Raw genomic sequence first — 14,763 nt, forward strand, 5'->3', positions numbered from 1 at the left:
TTTATTTTCGCGAGCGAAAGGAAGTCGCGGAACGGTTCATCCCCGCGTGTGCGGGGAACACAGGCACTCTCCATCCGGCAGCCCTGGGCATGGCGGTTCATCCCCGCGTGTGCGGGGAACACTCCTTTTGGAAGTTATTGGAATGAGGGCGGTTTTTCCAGCGTCCTAAAACTACCGATCCTCAGCCCTCGTTTTGACTGCGGAGGAAGCCGTGTACGGGGTCATAAGCAAAGTGGTCTCCCGAGGGATTCGCGAGGGAAAGGTTGCCGTCCTCATCGACGACGACGAGCACGATCTTCGCCTCCCATTCCGGCCAGTCGGCACGCGCCGCATTCGCTGCGGCATCGTGAAGAGGCGCTGCCTGGCGCAGGAAGGCGGCCCGTACGCGACATTCCGACAGGGCCCAGGCCTGCATCGTCGTCGGCGCGTCTGCCCAGGGAACGACCTCTGCGCCTTTCCGCCTCGCGAGCCGCAACGTCACGGTGGCTTCGCCGAGGCGGGTGCCGATCTCCTCATCGTTGCGCAGATCGCTTGGCAGCCCTCCATACCCCTTGGCGAGGTCGACGACGTTCCAGCGGCCCATCGCATCGTCCGCGCGGGCAATGCCTTCGCCCTCGCGCTGAGCCGCCTCCAGGCATTCCGGGACACGATCGCTCGCATAAACAGCCTCGATCAGATGCCGCAGGCGGTCTGGCGCCACGATCCGGCCCTCGTCGAAAAGGAGTTTTGCCGAACGCCACATGATGCCGGCATGCTGATAGACGAAAGCCGCACCGCCGAGCGCTGGGCGCAGCCAGTCGGCGGCTGTGACCGCATCAGGGTCCGGCGAAATCACCTGGATGCGGGGCGCCGCGATGGGGCGGCCTGCGGCCGGCCGCCGGTCGAGATGCCGCCAGATCCGGCCTGCTCTTTGAATGATGAGATCGATCGGCGCGAGATCGGAAACGAGGACGTCGAAATCGACATCCAGCGATTGTTCGACGACCTGCGTGGCGACGAGAATGTGGCCCCTGCGGCCCTCGTCGGGGCCATCGGCTCCGAAGCGGGCAAGCACCTCCGCCTCGATCGCCTGACGGTCCGTCTGGGCGAAGCGGGCGTGAAAGAGATGCACTTTCTCCGGCTCCGGCATTTCGGAGACGAGGGCCTCATAAAAGGTGATGGCTTCATCGACGGCATTGACGAGAACGAGCACGGCGGCGCCGTCTTTCGCGAGTGAGAAGGCGATCGCGCGCGCTTGTTGACGATCCTCCAGCCGCTCCACGCCGATTTCGCGCGCCAGGCTGGGGGACGCGGCGACCGGACGCTCGCACGTGGTCTCGCGGGATGCGATCGTCACGAGTGGATAGGCGCTCGACGTGACGCGCGGCGGTTCGTCAGCGCCCAGCCCCTCTGTGAAGGCTTCGATGAGCCTGCGCCGCTGCTTCTCGGCGAGGGTGGCGGAGAGAACGATTGCCGAGCCGCCCTGCATGGCATGCAGGCGCAGCAGCGTCGCAAGCTCCCGGCTCATATAAGCATCGAAGGAATGCGCCTCGTCGATGATGAGGATACGGCCCGCAAGGCCATATTGGCGAAGCGTCAGGTGCTTCTTGGGCAGGATGGAAAGAAACGCCTGGTCGATTGTGCCGGCCCCGACATCGGCAAAGAACGCCTTGCGGCGATCATCGGCGATCCAGGCGGCACAGAAGGCGCCTTCGGCCGTGTCCTCGCCGCGGCTTTCGCCGTTGGAGAGCGGGAGAGAGGCGAGGAAGGCCTGCGTGTGCCGGGCATGGCCGTGCGCAAGAACGAGTGAGGGGGAGCCGCCTTCGAAGAGAGCGCGATAGAACGCGGCAAGTCGGCCATGCATCGCATTGGCCGTCGCCTCCGTCGGCAGCGCGAAGTAGATGCCTTCTCCCTTGCCCTCCGTCATCATGCGGGCCGCGACGAGAGCCGCAGCCTCGGTTTTGCCGGCGCCTGTCAGATCCTCGATCACGATAAGACTGGGACCTTGCTGCAGCGCAAGACGTCCCGCCTCGGTCTGCAAGGGACGGGGCGCTGCGGCTGCGTGTGGGGCAAGACGGGCGAGACTGGGCTTTGCGAAAACGGCGGGCGGCACGAGGCCCTTTGCGTGGAGCGCAGCTTCGGCCGCCGTAAGAGCGTGCTCCCAATAATCCTGCGGCGGCATCTCCGGCGGATGGAAGCTGAAGGAGGCGACATCGGAGCCGATCCAGTCGGCGAAGGTGATCAGCCCGGAAAGCTGCCAGGACCAGCGGCAAGCCCCCGTATTACGCAACGCCGGAAGCGGCTCAGGCCGGATGATGTCCGCCAGGAGGCGTGTCGCTGTTGCGGCGGCATCGACGCAGATCGGACCGATCGCCGGGTGTCGTTCGGCGTCTGTCTTGTCGGCCCCCGCTTCGAGGCTCTCCGTCGGGCGACCATGGTGGCCGGCGACAGCCGCGATGATCGATGCCCGCCGGCTTCCTTGAAGTCGCGGAAACAGCGGGTCGAGGAGGAGTGCAATGGGCCCGGCATTGAGAAGAAGAGCGCTCGCCCGCCAGTGGGGCAGGGGAACTGCCGGGCTGAGCGGCCCCAATTGCTCTTGCGGCCAGAGAGCGGGCTGCAAAGCCTGGAATGATTTGGAAAACTTCCCCAGATCGTGAAGTGCAGCAAGAAAGGCCGCGGTGCGCGCAAGTGATTCCGGATCCACGCCGAGGAGATCGGCCATGCGTCTCAGACGCGATGGGACCGTGCGTTGCGCGACGAGCGCGACGGCGCCGACGTCCATGAGATGATGCAGGACTGGTTTATAGGCGCCGTCATCGTTTGAATGCGACGCGGGCGGAGGCGTCTTGCCCCAGAAGGGAATGACGCCGCGCCAATCGTCCTCTTGCCCCATGACCCCCTACCTCTCATGCATGTTTGCGGACCTATGGCGGGGTCGGTCAAGTCATGCGTCCGCGCAAATCCTGGCGGTTCTCCGTCGACCCCCGCTGCTAAGGGTATCCCGCGCGTCTTTCTGACTGGCAGACCGGATTATAAGCTCATGAGCGGATGTTCATTGGCGCGTCGAGGATGCTTCAACGTTCTCGAGGAAGGTCTCGAGTGCGCAACGCTATGAGCTGACCGATTTCCAGTGGTCGACCATTCAGCCTTTGCCTTGCTAGGTCCCGTTGGTCGGAGTTTCGACTCCATGAGCTTGGGAATGAGACGTCGGATTGTCCCGGTATCGAGCACGGCACCGTCTCCGACGCCTGCCATCTGTCACGCACCAGGAGGAGGTGCTCCGAGAATCGCCGGAGGGCGCGGATGGAGCCGCCGGGCGACGCCGTCTGCACGGCCGCCAACTCTTTGCCTTGCGCGAGAAAGGGGTAAACGGCGGCGCCACCAATATACGGCGCCGCGGCGATGGACGTGCTGAATCGTGTCACGCTCAAAAGTCCTCCGGTTGAGGACGGGAGCGGTTAGACATCTCTGTGAGACAGGTCCGTGTGAATCGGCCTTGCGGCCCGCGAAGCGCGCAAGAATATCGATCACTGAGGGGTGATTGGCTGGGGAACCTGGATTCGAACCAGGACCGACGGAGTCAGAGTCCAGGCAGCGTATGCTCTAAGCTGTTGATTGTCTTCGATTTGTGGCATGATGACCGTGGGTCTGTGCCGTCTTTTGTGCCGAGGCTTCGAGGTCGAGGAAGGCATAGCTCTTCTCGGTCACCTGCACGGATGAATGGCCCAGGAACCAGGATACCTCCTCCATCGAATAGCCGTCGCGTTGCAGCCATCGGCATCCGGCCGTGCGCCGCAGATCGTGCCATTTGAGGTCGGCAATGCCCGCATGCCGAGCTGCTGTCTGGAACGCCTTGATGGTGCGGCCGTAACGAGTGCCATCAGCGTGGCAGATGACGTAGGGGCTCTGAAAATGCCGTGGGCGCTGTGCCAATATTTGTGCCGACCGGGGCAGGAGCGGAATGACCCGGGCCTTGCCGGATTTGGTCTTCGTGGTGGTCCGGACGAGGCCGGCGTCGAAGTCGATCTGATACCATTTCAGGTCGAAAATCTCCTGATCGCGTAGACCGGTGTCGATCGAAAGAATGGCGGCCGTGCGGCAAGGCTCTGACATGTGTGCGAGCAATGCCTCTTCTTCCGCGGGGGAGAGATAGCGTGTGCGTGGCGGGCTCTCCTTCAGACCGCGGCGGCGCATGCGACGCATGAAGGTCGGCACTGGATTCGAGCCGGCTTCGACCCATTCCCACTCCTCGCAGTAAGCGATGATCAGCGACAGGCATGTGAGATCGCGTCGGATCGATGCGCTTGTGACTCCGTCTCCTCGGCGCATTGCCACGAAGTCGCTTAAGAGCGCTGTCCCGACGTCCTGAATTGTCTTGCCGTCAAGGACGCGAGACAGGTTCTTCAGGCTGACGCCATAGCGTGTCAGGCTCGACCGCTTGATCGTCGGGGCGTGCTGCTCAAGGAAGTGCGGCCACACGTCTTCCCATCGCCTTGCCGGCTTCTCCCCCCATTTGAGCTTGTCGAGCTGGTTCAGCCAGTTTCGGAGACGCGTTTCAGCCACGCGTCTATCCTGGGTGCCGAGGGACTTCCGATGTTCCTTGCCGGCCCGGGTGGCGCGGCCCCACCATATCTTTCCGCGGCGATAGATGGCTGCCATCGATCAGTGGTCCTGCGCTGTGAGCGACGCCATACGGCGAATTCCTTCGGGTCGAAAAGCCATTTGCCTCCAGCCCCGCCGGGTTGCCATGCCCCAGGTATCTTCCCTGCTGCAGCGAGCCGCGTCCAGTGCCTCGGTGACATGCCGTATTCTGAGGCGAGTTCGGCTGCTGTGACGTGACGAGGCATGATTAGGCTCTGTCGCGCGCGGCCTGCATGTCGGACGGCAGGACGCGGAGGGTTTTGAGGTCGGTTTCAGTCGTCATCCCCGCACGCCCATTTCGTCCAGAATCGCTTCCATGCCAGCCGGCTTCTCGCCCGGGGTAGCGTTCGCAATGATGCGCTCCCAGAATTTGTCGAGCAGCTTCTCCATCCGCGTGATTCTGCTGTAGTCGCGGTTTTGAGGCATGCGACGCCGTTGGCCGGCATAGGCGCGCTTTACGGCCTTCCACCGTCTTAGAAGCGACGGCGGAGACATCTTAAGGTGTTGCCTACAGATCAGATCACAGCCGAAATTCTCTGGCCGATACGGCCACGATTTATTGCAGCCTGGAACGCAGCACTCCTGCCGCGGCGGGATATGGTCTGGGAACGGCACCTCACGAACGTTTTGCATGTCGTTTACCCTTCCTCACCCGGCCGCGGCTTGCGCCCGGGTCGCGGCGATGGCGCGCACGCGGTCGAGCGCGTCTTCGCGCTTTTCCAGGGCGGCGCATTCGCGGTCGAGCCGGTCAAAGATCGGCAGAAGCTCCTCGCCATGGCGCAGCACCAGCGACGCGGCGAGCGCGCGCGCCCGCGTCAGCTTGCGTTGCCGCTCAGTTATTGCCGGTAAGGGAATACGCTCTTCGGTGTTCATTGGGGGCTCCACAATATCTTTCCAGAGACAGTCTCGACCCGAAGCGTGCCGGGGTTCACCTCGGCATGCTCTGCGGCTTGCCCGAAAAGGCGATCAATGCGCGCCGTGGCGCTTGCAGGGCAGTAGTGCGTGTGGGCCGAACTCATGGGAGTTCAGTCTCTCTCATGACCTGATCTCCTTAGCGCCTCATCCCGCGCGCGGTTCAATTCGGCCATGGCCGTTTCTGAGCCGCCAGGCCGATCTGGATGCAACTCTGCCGCTTTGTGGCGATAGGCAGCTTTGATTTCGGCTTCTGTCGCGTCTTCTTTCACGCCGAGGATGCGCCACCACTTCGCGCTTTCCGCCTGACCGGGCGGTGGAAGAGCCTGAAACCCCTTGAAGGTTGCCCGAACCAAGGCGAGCGTTCCGTGCCGAAGCTCGGTTCGCCGCGCCTCGATGACGTGGTGGATGGCCTGCAGGTTGTGCTCGATCAGCAGGTACCGGTCGACGGGGATGCAGACCTGCATTCCATCCCACCAGAACCATACGGCGACGCCAGGGTCGGAAGGCCGGCGATCACCGAGCGAATAGTTCGATGAGATCACCAGGTTCTCGACCTTCTTGCCGCTATCAGATGCGAACCGGCGGATGCTGTCTTCGACGTTCTTTAGGGCGTTCGGCAGCGTTGTCTTGAAGCGGCCTCCTTCGCGCCTCGACGCCCGATCGATGTGGTCTGGCCACGTTAGTGGGAATGCGGCAACGCTCATTGTCCCACCCCTGGCGCATAAAAAAGTGCATCATAATGCACGATTTCGCTTGTCATCACGAGCAAAAGAGTGCATATATATGCACATAGAAAGGGGCGGGGACGATGGAACAGCAAACGGCAAAGATCATCAAACGCCTTGAGAAGGACGGTTGGTATCTTGCCCGGAACGGATCGAACCACGACATTTACCGCCATGATGTCATTGAAGGCGTCATCACGGTTCCAAGACACAAAACGGTGTCGCCGGGTGTCTGGCGTTCGATAGCGAAAAAGGCGGGCTGGCCAGTTTAGGCCAGCCTCCCAGGCTGTTCCCGCGTTTGCCCTGATTGTGTTGAGAGGATGTGAGCCATGAACCGTTATCCTGCGCTGATCGACGGCGAAAAGGGCGCTTACGGCGTCGTCTTTCCGGATCTTGATGGCATCGTCGCTATGGGGGAAACCATCGACGCGGCGATGCTGAATGCCGAGGAGGCTCTGCGCGACGCGGCCCTGGAAGCGGAAAAGGATGGGGCCGCCTTGCCGGCGCCCTCCGCGCCTGAAGATGTGCACGTGCCGGATGGAGCGACGCTTGTTTCCGTGCCGCTGATTGCGCTCTCCGGCAAGTCCGTGCGCGCCAATCTCACGCTGGACGAGGACGTGCTCGCATTTATCGATGCCGAGTCGAAACGACGCGGCATGACCCGCACGGCCTATGTCAACTGGATGGCGCGGCGTGTGGCGCAAATGGGCGGCTGAAGTGAGGAGAGGTCGCGTCATGCCACGTCTTCCTTCAGATTGTTCTTACCGGCGCCCTGGAAGCCCCAAACCGAGATCCCTGAGCATCGGAAGACAGACGCCCCGGCGGCCACCTCCGAGCCTCGATAGATGACACCACTCATCGGCTTGATGATCCGACGAGCTTTCAGCGCATCCTCTTCTGTGAGCACGAGTTCGGCTGCAGCGGCATCGATCCCGGCAACTTTCAGCGAGTCGTGCAGGATCAGAAGTGCATCGTTGAGCGGGCGGGCGTGGTCGTTCATGCCACTTCCCTCGCCACGATCTCGTCGACATTCGCGAAGAGCGGATCGAAGCTGACGACGGCGACCCATGGGTTATCCTCCCATGTGCAACCGGGGCGCTTGACGTTGATTGATTGCCACAGGTCTGCAAAGGCCAGCCTCTCGATCGAATAAGGGGCTCCGGCCGCGACCTTTCGTTCCGCGTTGTCGTAGAAGTCCGTTTCACGGACGCCTTCTGCTACGGCATCCTCTTCACTGATGCCCTGTAGTCGTTCCACGCGCACGTCGATGACGCGGAGCGTGATTCGACTCGCCCATCGCGGCATGTGGATGGATGGGCGAGATTTTCGCCCGATGACGCCGGCATTGTCATTGCAATCGCCGGCGTCAAACCAGAGTCGCGACCACGGGGCTATGTCCTTGATTTTTGCGCCATCATATCCGCGGCCAGCTCGCCACGTCTCCCTTACCCAGAGGAGATCGCCGACGGCATATGGCACGCGGACCGGAATGTGCGGCAGGCCGCCTTCACCAGTCCACTGCCAGCCGGTCGGCCCGAGGCGATCAAGATGCATGCCTTCAAACTGCGGCTTGAGCACCCGCCGCGTCTGCGTCTTCCTCCTCTCGAGGATCTCGTGCACCATCGGCCCGCCGAAGAGAATTGGACGCACATTCATCGCGTGGCCTTCCGATCGAGAAGAATGTCGCCGGGCGTCACGCCGACGATCTCGGCAATGCGGACAAACCTCACCGTCGGCATGGGGCAGGTGCCCATCTCGTATCTGTGCACTGTCGCCTTCGTGACGCCGATGCGGCCGGCAACCGAGGTGAGACTGAGGCCGGCGGCCTCTCGGGCTATCCGGATGCGACCGCCGATTTCCTGAGCCATGGTGCGCTCTGCGTAGGTCGTAGACATCCTCACTCCGCTTCGTCTGGGTCTTCGGACGGCAGCGCGGCTCGCTGAGCCGCGGAGAGCCCTGCGAACCACTCGGCAAACGCCTGCATCCCTGCCTCTCTTTTCTGGGCAGCGATCTCGGCGAGGGCTTCTGCCTCTTCGTTCGAGATGTCGCCGGTCCCGCCCTCAGCGGAGGACGTATGGGCGGGACCGGCTTCGCTGGCGGCCGGACCAGCGTTCTTGGAGGTAGTGTTCTTCGGCTTTTCGTTCTCGGGCGCTTCGGTTTTGCCCGTGTCGGTCGCCGGCGAACCAAACTCCTGCAGCGACTTCGCTGGCGCTTTGCCGGGGGCGGGTTTCTTCGGAAACATTTCCTCGACGGTAGCTTCGCCGCTCTTCAGAGCGGAGTGCATGCCCATCAGCGTTGGCATGTGCTCCAGCGTGATCTCCTCCATCCCGGCGATGCCAAGAGCTTCGAAGATCTGTTCCGGCGTCACTCCAAAGGTCGCGAACGCCTTCATCGCGTTGTCGCGACGCTCGGCGAGAGTTTTTACGTCTCCAGCAACGACGGACTCCACAGCATCGTAGGAGCGTCGCCAGACAGCCTTTGGCACGGCACCGAGGATCGCATTGCGCTTAGCGATTGCACACGCTGCATTGCCGGTGACGACGATCATATCGTCGTTCAAGAGGCGTCCGTGCTTGTCGGAAATCCGGCGCCGCACCCGCGACGTGGTGGCGACGTTGGTCTCCAGATCGTGAAAGATGCCTTCTGCTTCGACGTACTTCTCCAGCCGGTCGACGTGCACGACGCGCGCACCGACGCGGCAGTTGCCCCACTGGCCGGCGATGATCTCGGCGAGGCGAATTGACGGGCCTTTGATCGGCTTGCCGCCGCGTGGGAGTGCGTAGACGCATTCCTCGGCGCTGCGCTCATCAAGCGTCGCAAGAGACAGGATGTTGTCGACGGCGCGCTTTACCGAGCGCGGCATCGCGCGGGCTGTGGCGATCTGCTGATCAACCTCGGCTCGCGCCAGGCTGACGGCTAGGCTCTGTGTTGCCTCACCATATGCGGCGGGGAGACCGGCGACGAATTCGCCATCGTCGGTAACGTGCTGCATTTCGTGCTTGGTCATGCTGCCCTCTGCTTCAGGTGATCGTTGCGCGTGAAGAGCTTGCTCTCGGTCATCACTCCTGCTCCTCGTTCAGAGCCGGCGACGGCGGGGCGTATGCAACGCCTTCGAGCGAATGAAGTGGGGCCTCGAAAATGACTGTCTCACCGTCGAAGACGCGAACCCGCTCCATGTTGCAGTGGAGGCCGGGAAGGTCGTCCGTGACGGTAATGCGAGACACCACGCCGACGTCCTCCCAGGTGTTGCCGACAGGGCGCCTGTACTTGGATCCTAGCTGGTAATAGATGCCCTCTTCGCCGTCCTGTCCCCAAGGTATTCCCGTGACGATAGTGGCTTCGCGAGTGCTCATGCTGCTTCCCTCTGCTTCAGGTGATGGCGGGCATTCGCCTTCACGTCTCTGCTCATGTCGGATTTGTCGGCGAGCCAACGGAGGTAATCCGTGGGCACGTCCTGCCACTTCGCGCCCTTGTGCTTGCCGAACGTGACCTTCGGCAGCAACGCCGGACCGCGCGACCAGCGGATCATCTCTTCCGGGTCGGCACCGGCTTCCAGAAGCGCCTTCAGGAGCCACGCCGTGACATAGGCGTCCGGTCCGGCGCGGTGCGGCGGCAGGGCGAGCTCGGCATCAAGCTTCAGATCGTGGTGGTACCGCAGCACCTGGTTGCTGTGAGACGGCGCGTCGGGCCAGACCCGGAGCGCGCTCTTGTAGGTGCATATCCAGGGCACATCGCCGCCCCCAAAGAACTCTCGCTCAAAGTCGGCGTTGTGGGCCACGAAGACCGTAGTCCGGTCGTCCATGCCGTCCATCAGGTGCCGAAATCCGTCGGTCACGTCAGGGGCTGCCGCACATTGCGCATCAGTGATGTGGTGCACTGCCAGAGCCTCGATCGATATCGGGCGGTGCGGATTGACCAGCATCGCTGCCGGAGGCGCCACGACGCGCCATGCCGTGTCACCGACGGGGAGCACGTCGCACCACCCGATCTCACAGATCGCATGCCGTTCTTCGTCCGTGGGGGTGCCTGTCGTCTCGAAGTCGACCACGCGGAAGAGCGTCCTCATGTGCGTATCCTCAAAACCGAATAGTGACGTTGGGGACGCTGCCGGCAGCTATCGCCGCGACGATTAGCTTGGCCTTCGCCTCGGAGATTGTGCCGGCTTCCATGACCGCTTCTGTCGAGGCTGCCATGACCTTGGACCGGTGTTCGCGGTCCCGCTGGCGAGCTTCCGCAGCCTCGCGCTCTCGGCGTTCGGCCTCCGCTTTCTCTGCGGCTTCTCTTTCAGCCTTGCGCCGCTCGGCGGCACGCTCTTCCTCTATCCGTCGAAGCTCGGCAGTGTGACGCTCTTCGGCCTCGCGCTGCGCACGGGCTGCTGCCTCTTCAGCAAGACGAGCTTCGGCTGCCGCGCGCTCGGCCTCATGACGTTCGGCGTCACGCCTTTGCGCCTCTCGAAGCGAAGCGAGCGCCTCCTGGCGAGCGGCTTCCACCTCTCCCGCGAGGTCACCGCAAGCGTCGTCCACGACGAGCTTTTCTTCCAGCTCACGAAACAGGATCACGTACGGATACGGAGTTCCGTCGATCATGCCGAGGGCGCATTGCTTGCAGTGCTCAATCAGCCGCCTCGCGTAGTCACGCCTTTGTTCTCGCTCTTGCTCGGCGGCGATGCGCTCTTGCTCCTTGCGGTCCCGTTCGGCGGCCTCAGCTCGTAGACGCTCCAGCTCCGCGCGGTCGGCTTCCTCTTGGCGAATGCGTCTCAGATTGGCTGTCAGGATTTCAACTGCGCTGTTGCGCAGGCGTGCCGCATCTGTGTGAAATTCCTGGTAGGTCTCGGCGTCAACCCGAAGTGTACCAAGTGTCTCAAGACGCGCGCTAATTGTCTGCACGGTGTCATCGGGGTCGACGATGGCAGCGACCTCTATCTCCGCCAAGCCACGCTTCAGCGCTTCAATGCGAGCCTTCTCCGCCTCTTCCCATTCCGTAAGCGGCTGCCGAACCTGGTCGCGGAGTGCGTCCAGGCGAGCGCGGACATGCCGCCGGGATTCATCGACCTTGTTGATGCGCTGACGGGCCTCTTCATTGAGGCGCTTGCCAGCGTCGTCGATGGCTGTCTTCGTCCGCGCGACCTTGTAGGCGAGGGATCCAATCGCTTTGCGTCCGGACGGTGTCGACGTGTCAGCGACGAACGCCTCTACCTCCCGCAAAATCTCGGCGTAAAATACTTCGAATTTCTCGCTGTCGATGAGGACGAGCGTAGGGTTCGCCTCGACGTGTTTGATGATATCCGTCGAAGTCTCGACGGCTTCTGCAAGCGCGCTCATGCCGCTTTCCCCCATGCTTTCGGTGTGTGGATGCGAAGGACGCGGAACGACGTCGCAGCGAGCGTCACTTCTTTGCGGTGTTGTGTCTTCCACGAGATGGACCGGCCATCGGCGAGGATGGCGCGCTCGGCATCTCCGAGCTTCGCCTTGATCTCGTCATCGATCGCGTCTCGACGCTTCTTGTCGGCACTCTGTCGCGACGTAATCTCGGCGCGCTCATCCAGGAGCTCAGGAAGCATGTTGTCGCCGGAGAGGTCGATTTCTTTGCCGACCGTTTCGCGTGGATAGAGCGCCGCAAGAGCGGCCGCGTCTTCGCCGTACGTTGCGGGCGGTGGATCCTGGTTCTCTAGGCGCTTCCAGAAAGCGGCGACGCCTTGGAGAACCCGCTCTTCCGCAGCGGCGACACGCTCGATCTCGAAGATGCGCAGATCGGCTTTCCAGCCGTCGACAACGAGGGCCGCGATCCAGCACTTCGGCTTGTCGAGCAGAACCGCCTGGGTCAGCGCCTGCAGCTGGTAGTGCAGCGGCGGCCCGTCTTCCCATTCTGTTTCGAAGACCCGCGGGGTTGGCGCCTTGACTTCGACCGGTTCACCATCGAAGCCGTCGGCGATCAAATCCGGCGTTGCGCCGAGTCGAAGCTCGGTATCCTGCACGAAGACACCAGCAGCTCTGCACTGCATCTCTGGTCGCTCGTCGGCAAGCGCGGCGAGGGCGGCTGCCTCAAGCCAGCGGCCCCTCTGCAGGAGCGCGTTGTCGTCGATCTCACGGCCGTTGATCTTGGCGAGATAGAGATCAAGCGGCGTCATGAACGGGGAAACACCGAAGACCGCCGCGACCTCGCTGCCATTGATCGAATGCCGACGTTTGGCGAGCCAAGTGGCTCGATCCGTGACGGGATAGGTGACCGCGCTCATGACCACCACCCGATGAGATGGCCGATGCCCGAGAGGATGAGACCCGCGGTAGACAGGGCAGCCAACGCGTCGGCGACCCAGGCAGAGAGGCCCATGTCGGTCGCACGCCGCAAAAATGCGTCGGCGTTCGCCAACCGGCCGCGTGCGCGGAGGAGGGGGAGGTCAGACATTGCCGGCCTCCTTGAGGACGGCACGTGCCTTATCGCCCGCATCCTTATCAGCCGCTGACAGAGCATAGCCAGCAGGCGCCTCGCGGACGTAATCCCCGCAGCGGACAGCTGTCGTTACATCGGCGCCATCTCCAGTGCTTCTTTGCTTCGCACGCTGCTGTTCGATGGTCAGCTGCGTCCAGGAAGCGATATCGGCATAGAAGCGGAGGGCTTCTTCGGCTCTCTCAGCCCGATCGCGGAGAGAGGCGATGTCACACTGGGCGGACCGGAGCTTGTCGTTGGCCATGCGGCAGGCCGCGTAAACATCCTCTTTTCCCGCATGCCGCCGGATCATGTGCCATTCCCACTCATCCATCTCGAGATGGAGATCGCGGAGCTGATCGGCTTGATTGGTGCTGGCGAAGTAGACGCGGTCGCCTTCATCCTCCAGCGTCTGGACAGTTGAACCGACCACAACTTCAGCATGACGCATCGTGCGCGCCATCGACGTCAGTTCCGCTTGGAGCTGCCTGGTTGCGATACGCAGCTTCTCAATCTCGGCTTCTTTGGTCCTGTCTGCCATCACGCGGTCTCCCTCGTTGCTGCCAAGCGATCGCCGTCGTCCGGGAGCATCGAGACAAGACGAATGGCTTCGTCGAGCGCTTCGGCACGACCACGCATTTCACGGGCCCATTCAGTGAGGCGTGACGCCTCATCTTCGGCTTGAGATTTCTCCGCGGCGCGCTTCGACGCCTCGAGACAGGCGAGAACCTGTTCGCGGGTCATGCCGCCCTCCTGAGCTTCTTGCCGCTTATCCGGTCTAGGCGAGCTGCAGCCGCTTCTCTGCGATCCTCGGCATAGGCATCGGCCATTCGCCGCTCGGCTTCGTCGAAGTGCGGGACCGTGCAGACTTCGTGATATTCATTTCGTGCGTCGGCGCGCTGGACCTGCCAGTCGCCGCCGGAGGTCTCCACGATGCAGTAGCCGTGGCTGTAAAAGTGGGCTTCGCCATCCTCGTCCGTCCAACAGCCGCGGAAGTAGGGAAGGGTCATGCTGCCCTCCCTGTGCAAAGGGCGTCGCCTAGCGCCTTCATGACATGCTCGACTGCGCACCGGCCGTTCTGGTTCAGGTGACGCTGCCAGGCGCCAGCTGATGGAGCCCATCGAAACCCCCGGCTCTTCAGGAGTGAACGCGTGGCCTCATCCGGCTTGTCCGGAAAGAACAACTGGATACGGCCTGCTTCCGGGTCTTCGACGATGCGAACATCTCCGGCTGCCGTCTCCTTTGTTTTCTCCACCTCGCCGCGGTCGACCTGAGCGGATATCGCATCGATGCGTTTGTCGATCCGGCGGATTTCTGCGCCGAGGCTCTGGAAACGGAAGCCCTCGGCTCCGCGCTTGCCCATGTAGTTCGGGGTGATGAAGGTCCTGGCGGTGCTTTGTTTCCAGCCCATGGCTGCCGCCACCGCCGCGGCCATTTCTGCCTCGTCGGCGCCGGACCGCTCGGCCTTGCGCAAGACAGCGTTGGCGGTTTTCAGAGCGTCGCGTTCAGCGATGAGATTTGCGCGCTTCTGTGCCAACAGCGCCAGCGCATCGGGATTGTTCGATCGGATTGCCTTGCCAGGCGCACCATGCGGAAAGGCGCGACGCTTGGCTGCGTTCTTCGATCGCGCGACATGGTCGCTGATCTCGGCGCCGCGCTTTGCGGCCGTGTCCATTCGTTTGCGATTCCGCGCGATGGGGAAGTTGGCCGGCCCGCAGATGAAAGAGGAAGCGCAGCGGCTTTCGGCGGCCCAATAGGCGCGGGTCAACTCGACATGCTTGCGGGCGAAGCGCTCGCCTTCGGCAGCAGCCTTGAAATCCGCGGTGGCCGCTTTCGAGGCTTCAAGCTTTTCGAGATAGGCGCCGAAGTCATTCAGACGCTCGCAGAGCCCCACGAGTTCGAGGCGTGCGCGCCTTTCGGGATACTGCGAGAGTGAGTTCCAGGACGAGGCGATATCGGCGACAGAGATCGTCGTCGTGAAGTCGCCGGCGGAGATGCTGAGGGTGCCATCTGTGATCGATGCGAACGCCTTCAGCGAAGGATGCGCCGCGCTGTCGTTCTCGCCAGCTTTGGGTGC

General features: G+C 62.7%; 20 protein-coding genes. 2 read left to right on the forward strand and 18 right to left on the reverse strand.

Features of this window, described 5'->3' with window-relative positions; genetic code table 11:
• Window positions 1-181: 181 nt before the first annotated feature.
• From cas3 to L0F51_RS00020, 5 genes are all read right to left on the reverse strand, one after another.
• Window positions 182-2,872, reverse strand: coding sequence for a CRISPR-associated helicase Cas3' (cas3, locus tag L0F51_RS00005; protein WP_234627370.1), 2,691 nt, complete (start codon window positions 2,870-2,872; stop codon window positions 182-184).
• 710 nt (window positions 2,873-3,582) lie between these two features.
• Window positions 3,583-4,629, reverse strand: a complete 1,047-nt coding sequence (locus tag L0F51_RS00010) for a tyrosine-type recombinase/integrase (protein WP_370642357.1) — start codon at window positions 4,627-4,629, stop codon at window positions 3,583-3,585.
• Window positions 4,512-4,826 (reverse strand): helix-turn-helix domain-containing protein, encoded by a 315-nt coding sequence (locus L0F51_RS20075; protein ID WP_370642274.1) that lies wholly within the window; start codon window positions 4,824-4,826, stop codon window positions 4,512-4,514. Before L0F51_RS20075 ends, L0F51_RS00010 begins: the two co-directional genes overlap by 118 nt.
• 442 nt (window positions 4,827-5,268) lie before the next feature.
• Window positions 5,269-5,493: a hypothetical protein gene (locus L0F51_RS00015; protein ID WP_234627372.1), complete on the reverse strand. Its 225-nt coding sequence runs from the start codon at window positions 5,491-5,493 to the stop codon at window positions 5,269-5,271.
• A 152-nt stretch (window positions 5,494-5,645) separates the two neighbouring features.
• On the reverse strand, window positions 5,646-6,239 hold the full coding sequence (locus tag L0F51_RS00020; RefSeq protein WP_234627373.1) for a J domain-containing protein: 594 nt from the start codon (window positions 6,237-6,239) through the stop codon (window positions 5,646-5,648).
• 104 nt (window positions 6,240-6,343) lie between these two features.
• Between L0F51_RS00020 and L0F51_RS00025 the strand changes: the two genes are divergently transcribed.
• Window positions 6,344-6,532 carry a type II toxin-antitoxin system HicA family toxin gene (locus L0F51_RS00025; protein ID WP_234627374.1) on the forward strand — a complete coding sequence of 63 codons (189 nt, stop codon included), beginning with the start codon at window positions 6,344-6,346 and terminating at the stop codon, window positions 6,530-6,532.
• A 57-nt stretch (window positions 6,533-6,589) separates the two neighbouring features.
• A complete protein-coding gene (locus tag L0F51_RS00030) occupies window positions 6,590-6,976 on the forward strand; it encodes a type II toxin-antitoxin system HicB family antitoxin (protein WP_234627375.1) in 387 nt (128 codons plus the stop codon).
• A 17-nt stretch (window positions 6,977-6,993) separates the two neighbouring features.
• Here L0F51_RS00030 and L0F51_RS00035 read toward each other — a convergent pair whose 3' ends face one another.
• The 13 genes from L0F51_RS00035 to L0F51_RS00095 are packed head-to-tail and all read right to left on the reverse strand — an operon-like array spanning window position 6,994 to window position 14,580.
• Window positions 6,994-7,260 (reverse strand): hypothetical protein, encoded by a 267-nt coding sequence (locus L0F51_RS00035; protein ID WP_234627376.1) that lies wholly within the window; start codon window positions 7,258-7,260, stop codon window positions 6,994-6,996.
• On the reverse strand, window positions 7,257-7,916 hold the full coding sequence (locus tag L0F51_RS00040) for a hypothetical protein (RefSeq protein ID WP_234627377.1): 660 nt from the start codon (window positions 7,914-7,916) through the stop codon (window positions 7,257-7,259). The genes L0F51_RS00035 and L0F51_RS00040 overlap by 4 nt, the downstream gene beginning before the upstream one ends.
• Window positions 7,913-8,155: a helix-turn-helix domain-containing protein gene (locus L0F51_RS00045; RefSeq protein WP_234627378.1), complete on the reverse strand. Its 243-nt coding sequence runs from the start codon at window positions 8,153-8,155 to the stop codon at window positions 7,913-7,915. The genes L0F51_RS00040 and L0F51_RS00045 overlap by 4 nt, the downstream gene beginning before the upstream one ends.
• 2 nt (window positions 8,156-8,157) lie before the next feature.
• The gene (locus L0F51_RS00050; protein ID WP_234627379.1) at window positions 8,158-9,267 is read right to left on the reverse strand and encodes a hypothetical protein; all 1,110 of its coding nucleotides are present in this window, start codon (window positions 9,265-9,267) and stop codon (window positions 8,158-8,160) included.
• Between the two features lie 52 nt (window positions 9,268-9,319).
• Window positions 9,320-9,613, reverse strand: coding sequence for a hypothetical protein (locus tag L0F51_RS00055; RefSeq protein WP_234627380.1), 294 nt, complete (start codon window positions 9,611-9,613; stop codon window positions 9,320-9,322).
• The gene (locus L0F51_RS00060) at window positions 9,610-10,326 is read right to left on the reverse strand and encodes an exonuclease domain-containing protein (protein ID WP_234627381.1); all 717 of its coding nucleotides are present in this window, start codon (window positions 10,324-10,326) and stop codon (window positions 9,610-9,612) included. Before L0F51_RS00060 ends, L0F51_RS00055 begins: the two co-directional genes overlap by 4 nt.
• Before the next feature lie 10 nt (window positions 10,327-10,336).
• The gene (locus L0F51_RS00065) at window positions 10,337-11,581 is read right to left on the reverse strand and encodes a hypothetical protein (RefSeq protein ID WP_234627382.1); all 1,245 of its coding nucleotides are present in this window, start codon (window positions 11,579-11,581) and stop codon (window positions 10,337-10,339) included.
• The gene (locus L0F51_RS00070) at window positions 11,578-12,495 is read right to left on the reverse strand and encodes a YqaJ viral recombinase family protein (protein ID WP_234627383.1); all 918 of its coding nucleotides are present in this window, start codon (window positions 12,493-12,495) and stop codon (window positions 11,578-11,580) included. The genes L0F51_RS00065 and L0F51_RS00070 overlap by 4 nt, the downstream gene beginning before the upstream one ends.
• Window positions 12,492-12,665: a hypothetical protein gene (locus tag L0F51_RS00075; RefSeq protein WP_234627384.1), complete on the reverse strand. Its 174-nt coding sequence runs from the start codon at window positions 12,663-12,665 to the stop codon at window positions 12,492-12,494. The genes L0F51_RS00070 and L0F51_RS00075 overlap by 4 nt, the downstream gene beginning before the upstream one ends.
• Window positions 12,658-13,227, reverse strand: a complete 570-nt coding sequence (locus L0F51_RS00080) for a hypothetical protein (protein WP_234627385.1) — start codon at window positions 13,225-13,227, stop codon at window positions 12,658-12,660. The genes L0F51_RS00075 and L0F51_RS00080 overlap by 8 nt, the downstream gene beginning before the upstream one ends.
• Complete coding sequence (locus L0F51_RS00085; RefSeq protein WP_234627386.1) at window positions 13,227-13,430, reverse strand: hypothetical protein; 204 nt, start codon at window positions 13,428-13,430, stop codon at window positions 13,227-13,229. The genes L0F51_RS00080 and L0F51_RS00085 overlap by 1 nt, the downstream gene beginning before the upstream one ends.
• Entirely contained in the window at window positions 13,427-13,696 is a 270-nt protein-coding gene (locus tag L0F51_RS00090; RefSeq protein WP_234627387.1) for a hypothetical protein, read from the reverse strand. Before L0F51_RS00090 ends, L0F51_RS00085 begins: the two co-directional genes overlap by 4 nt.
• On the reverse strand, window positions 13,693-14,580 hold the full coding sequence (locus tag L0F51_RS00095; protein ID WP_234627388.1) for a hypothetical protein: 888 nt from the start codon (window positions 14,578-14,580) through the stop codon (window positions 13,693-13,695). Before L0F51_RS00095 ends, L0F51_RS00090 begins: the two co-directional genes overlap by 4 nt.
• Between the last annotated feature and the right edge of the window lie 183 nt (window positions 14,581-14,763).

The organism is Afifella sp. H1R, assembly GCF_021462425.1.
GTDB classification, from domain to species: domain Bacteria; phylum Pseudomonadota; class Alphaproteobacteria; order Rhizobiales; family Afifellaceae; genus Afifella; species Afifella aestuarii.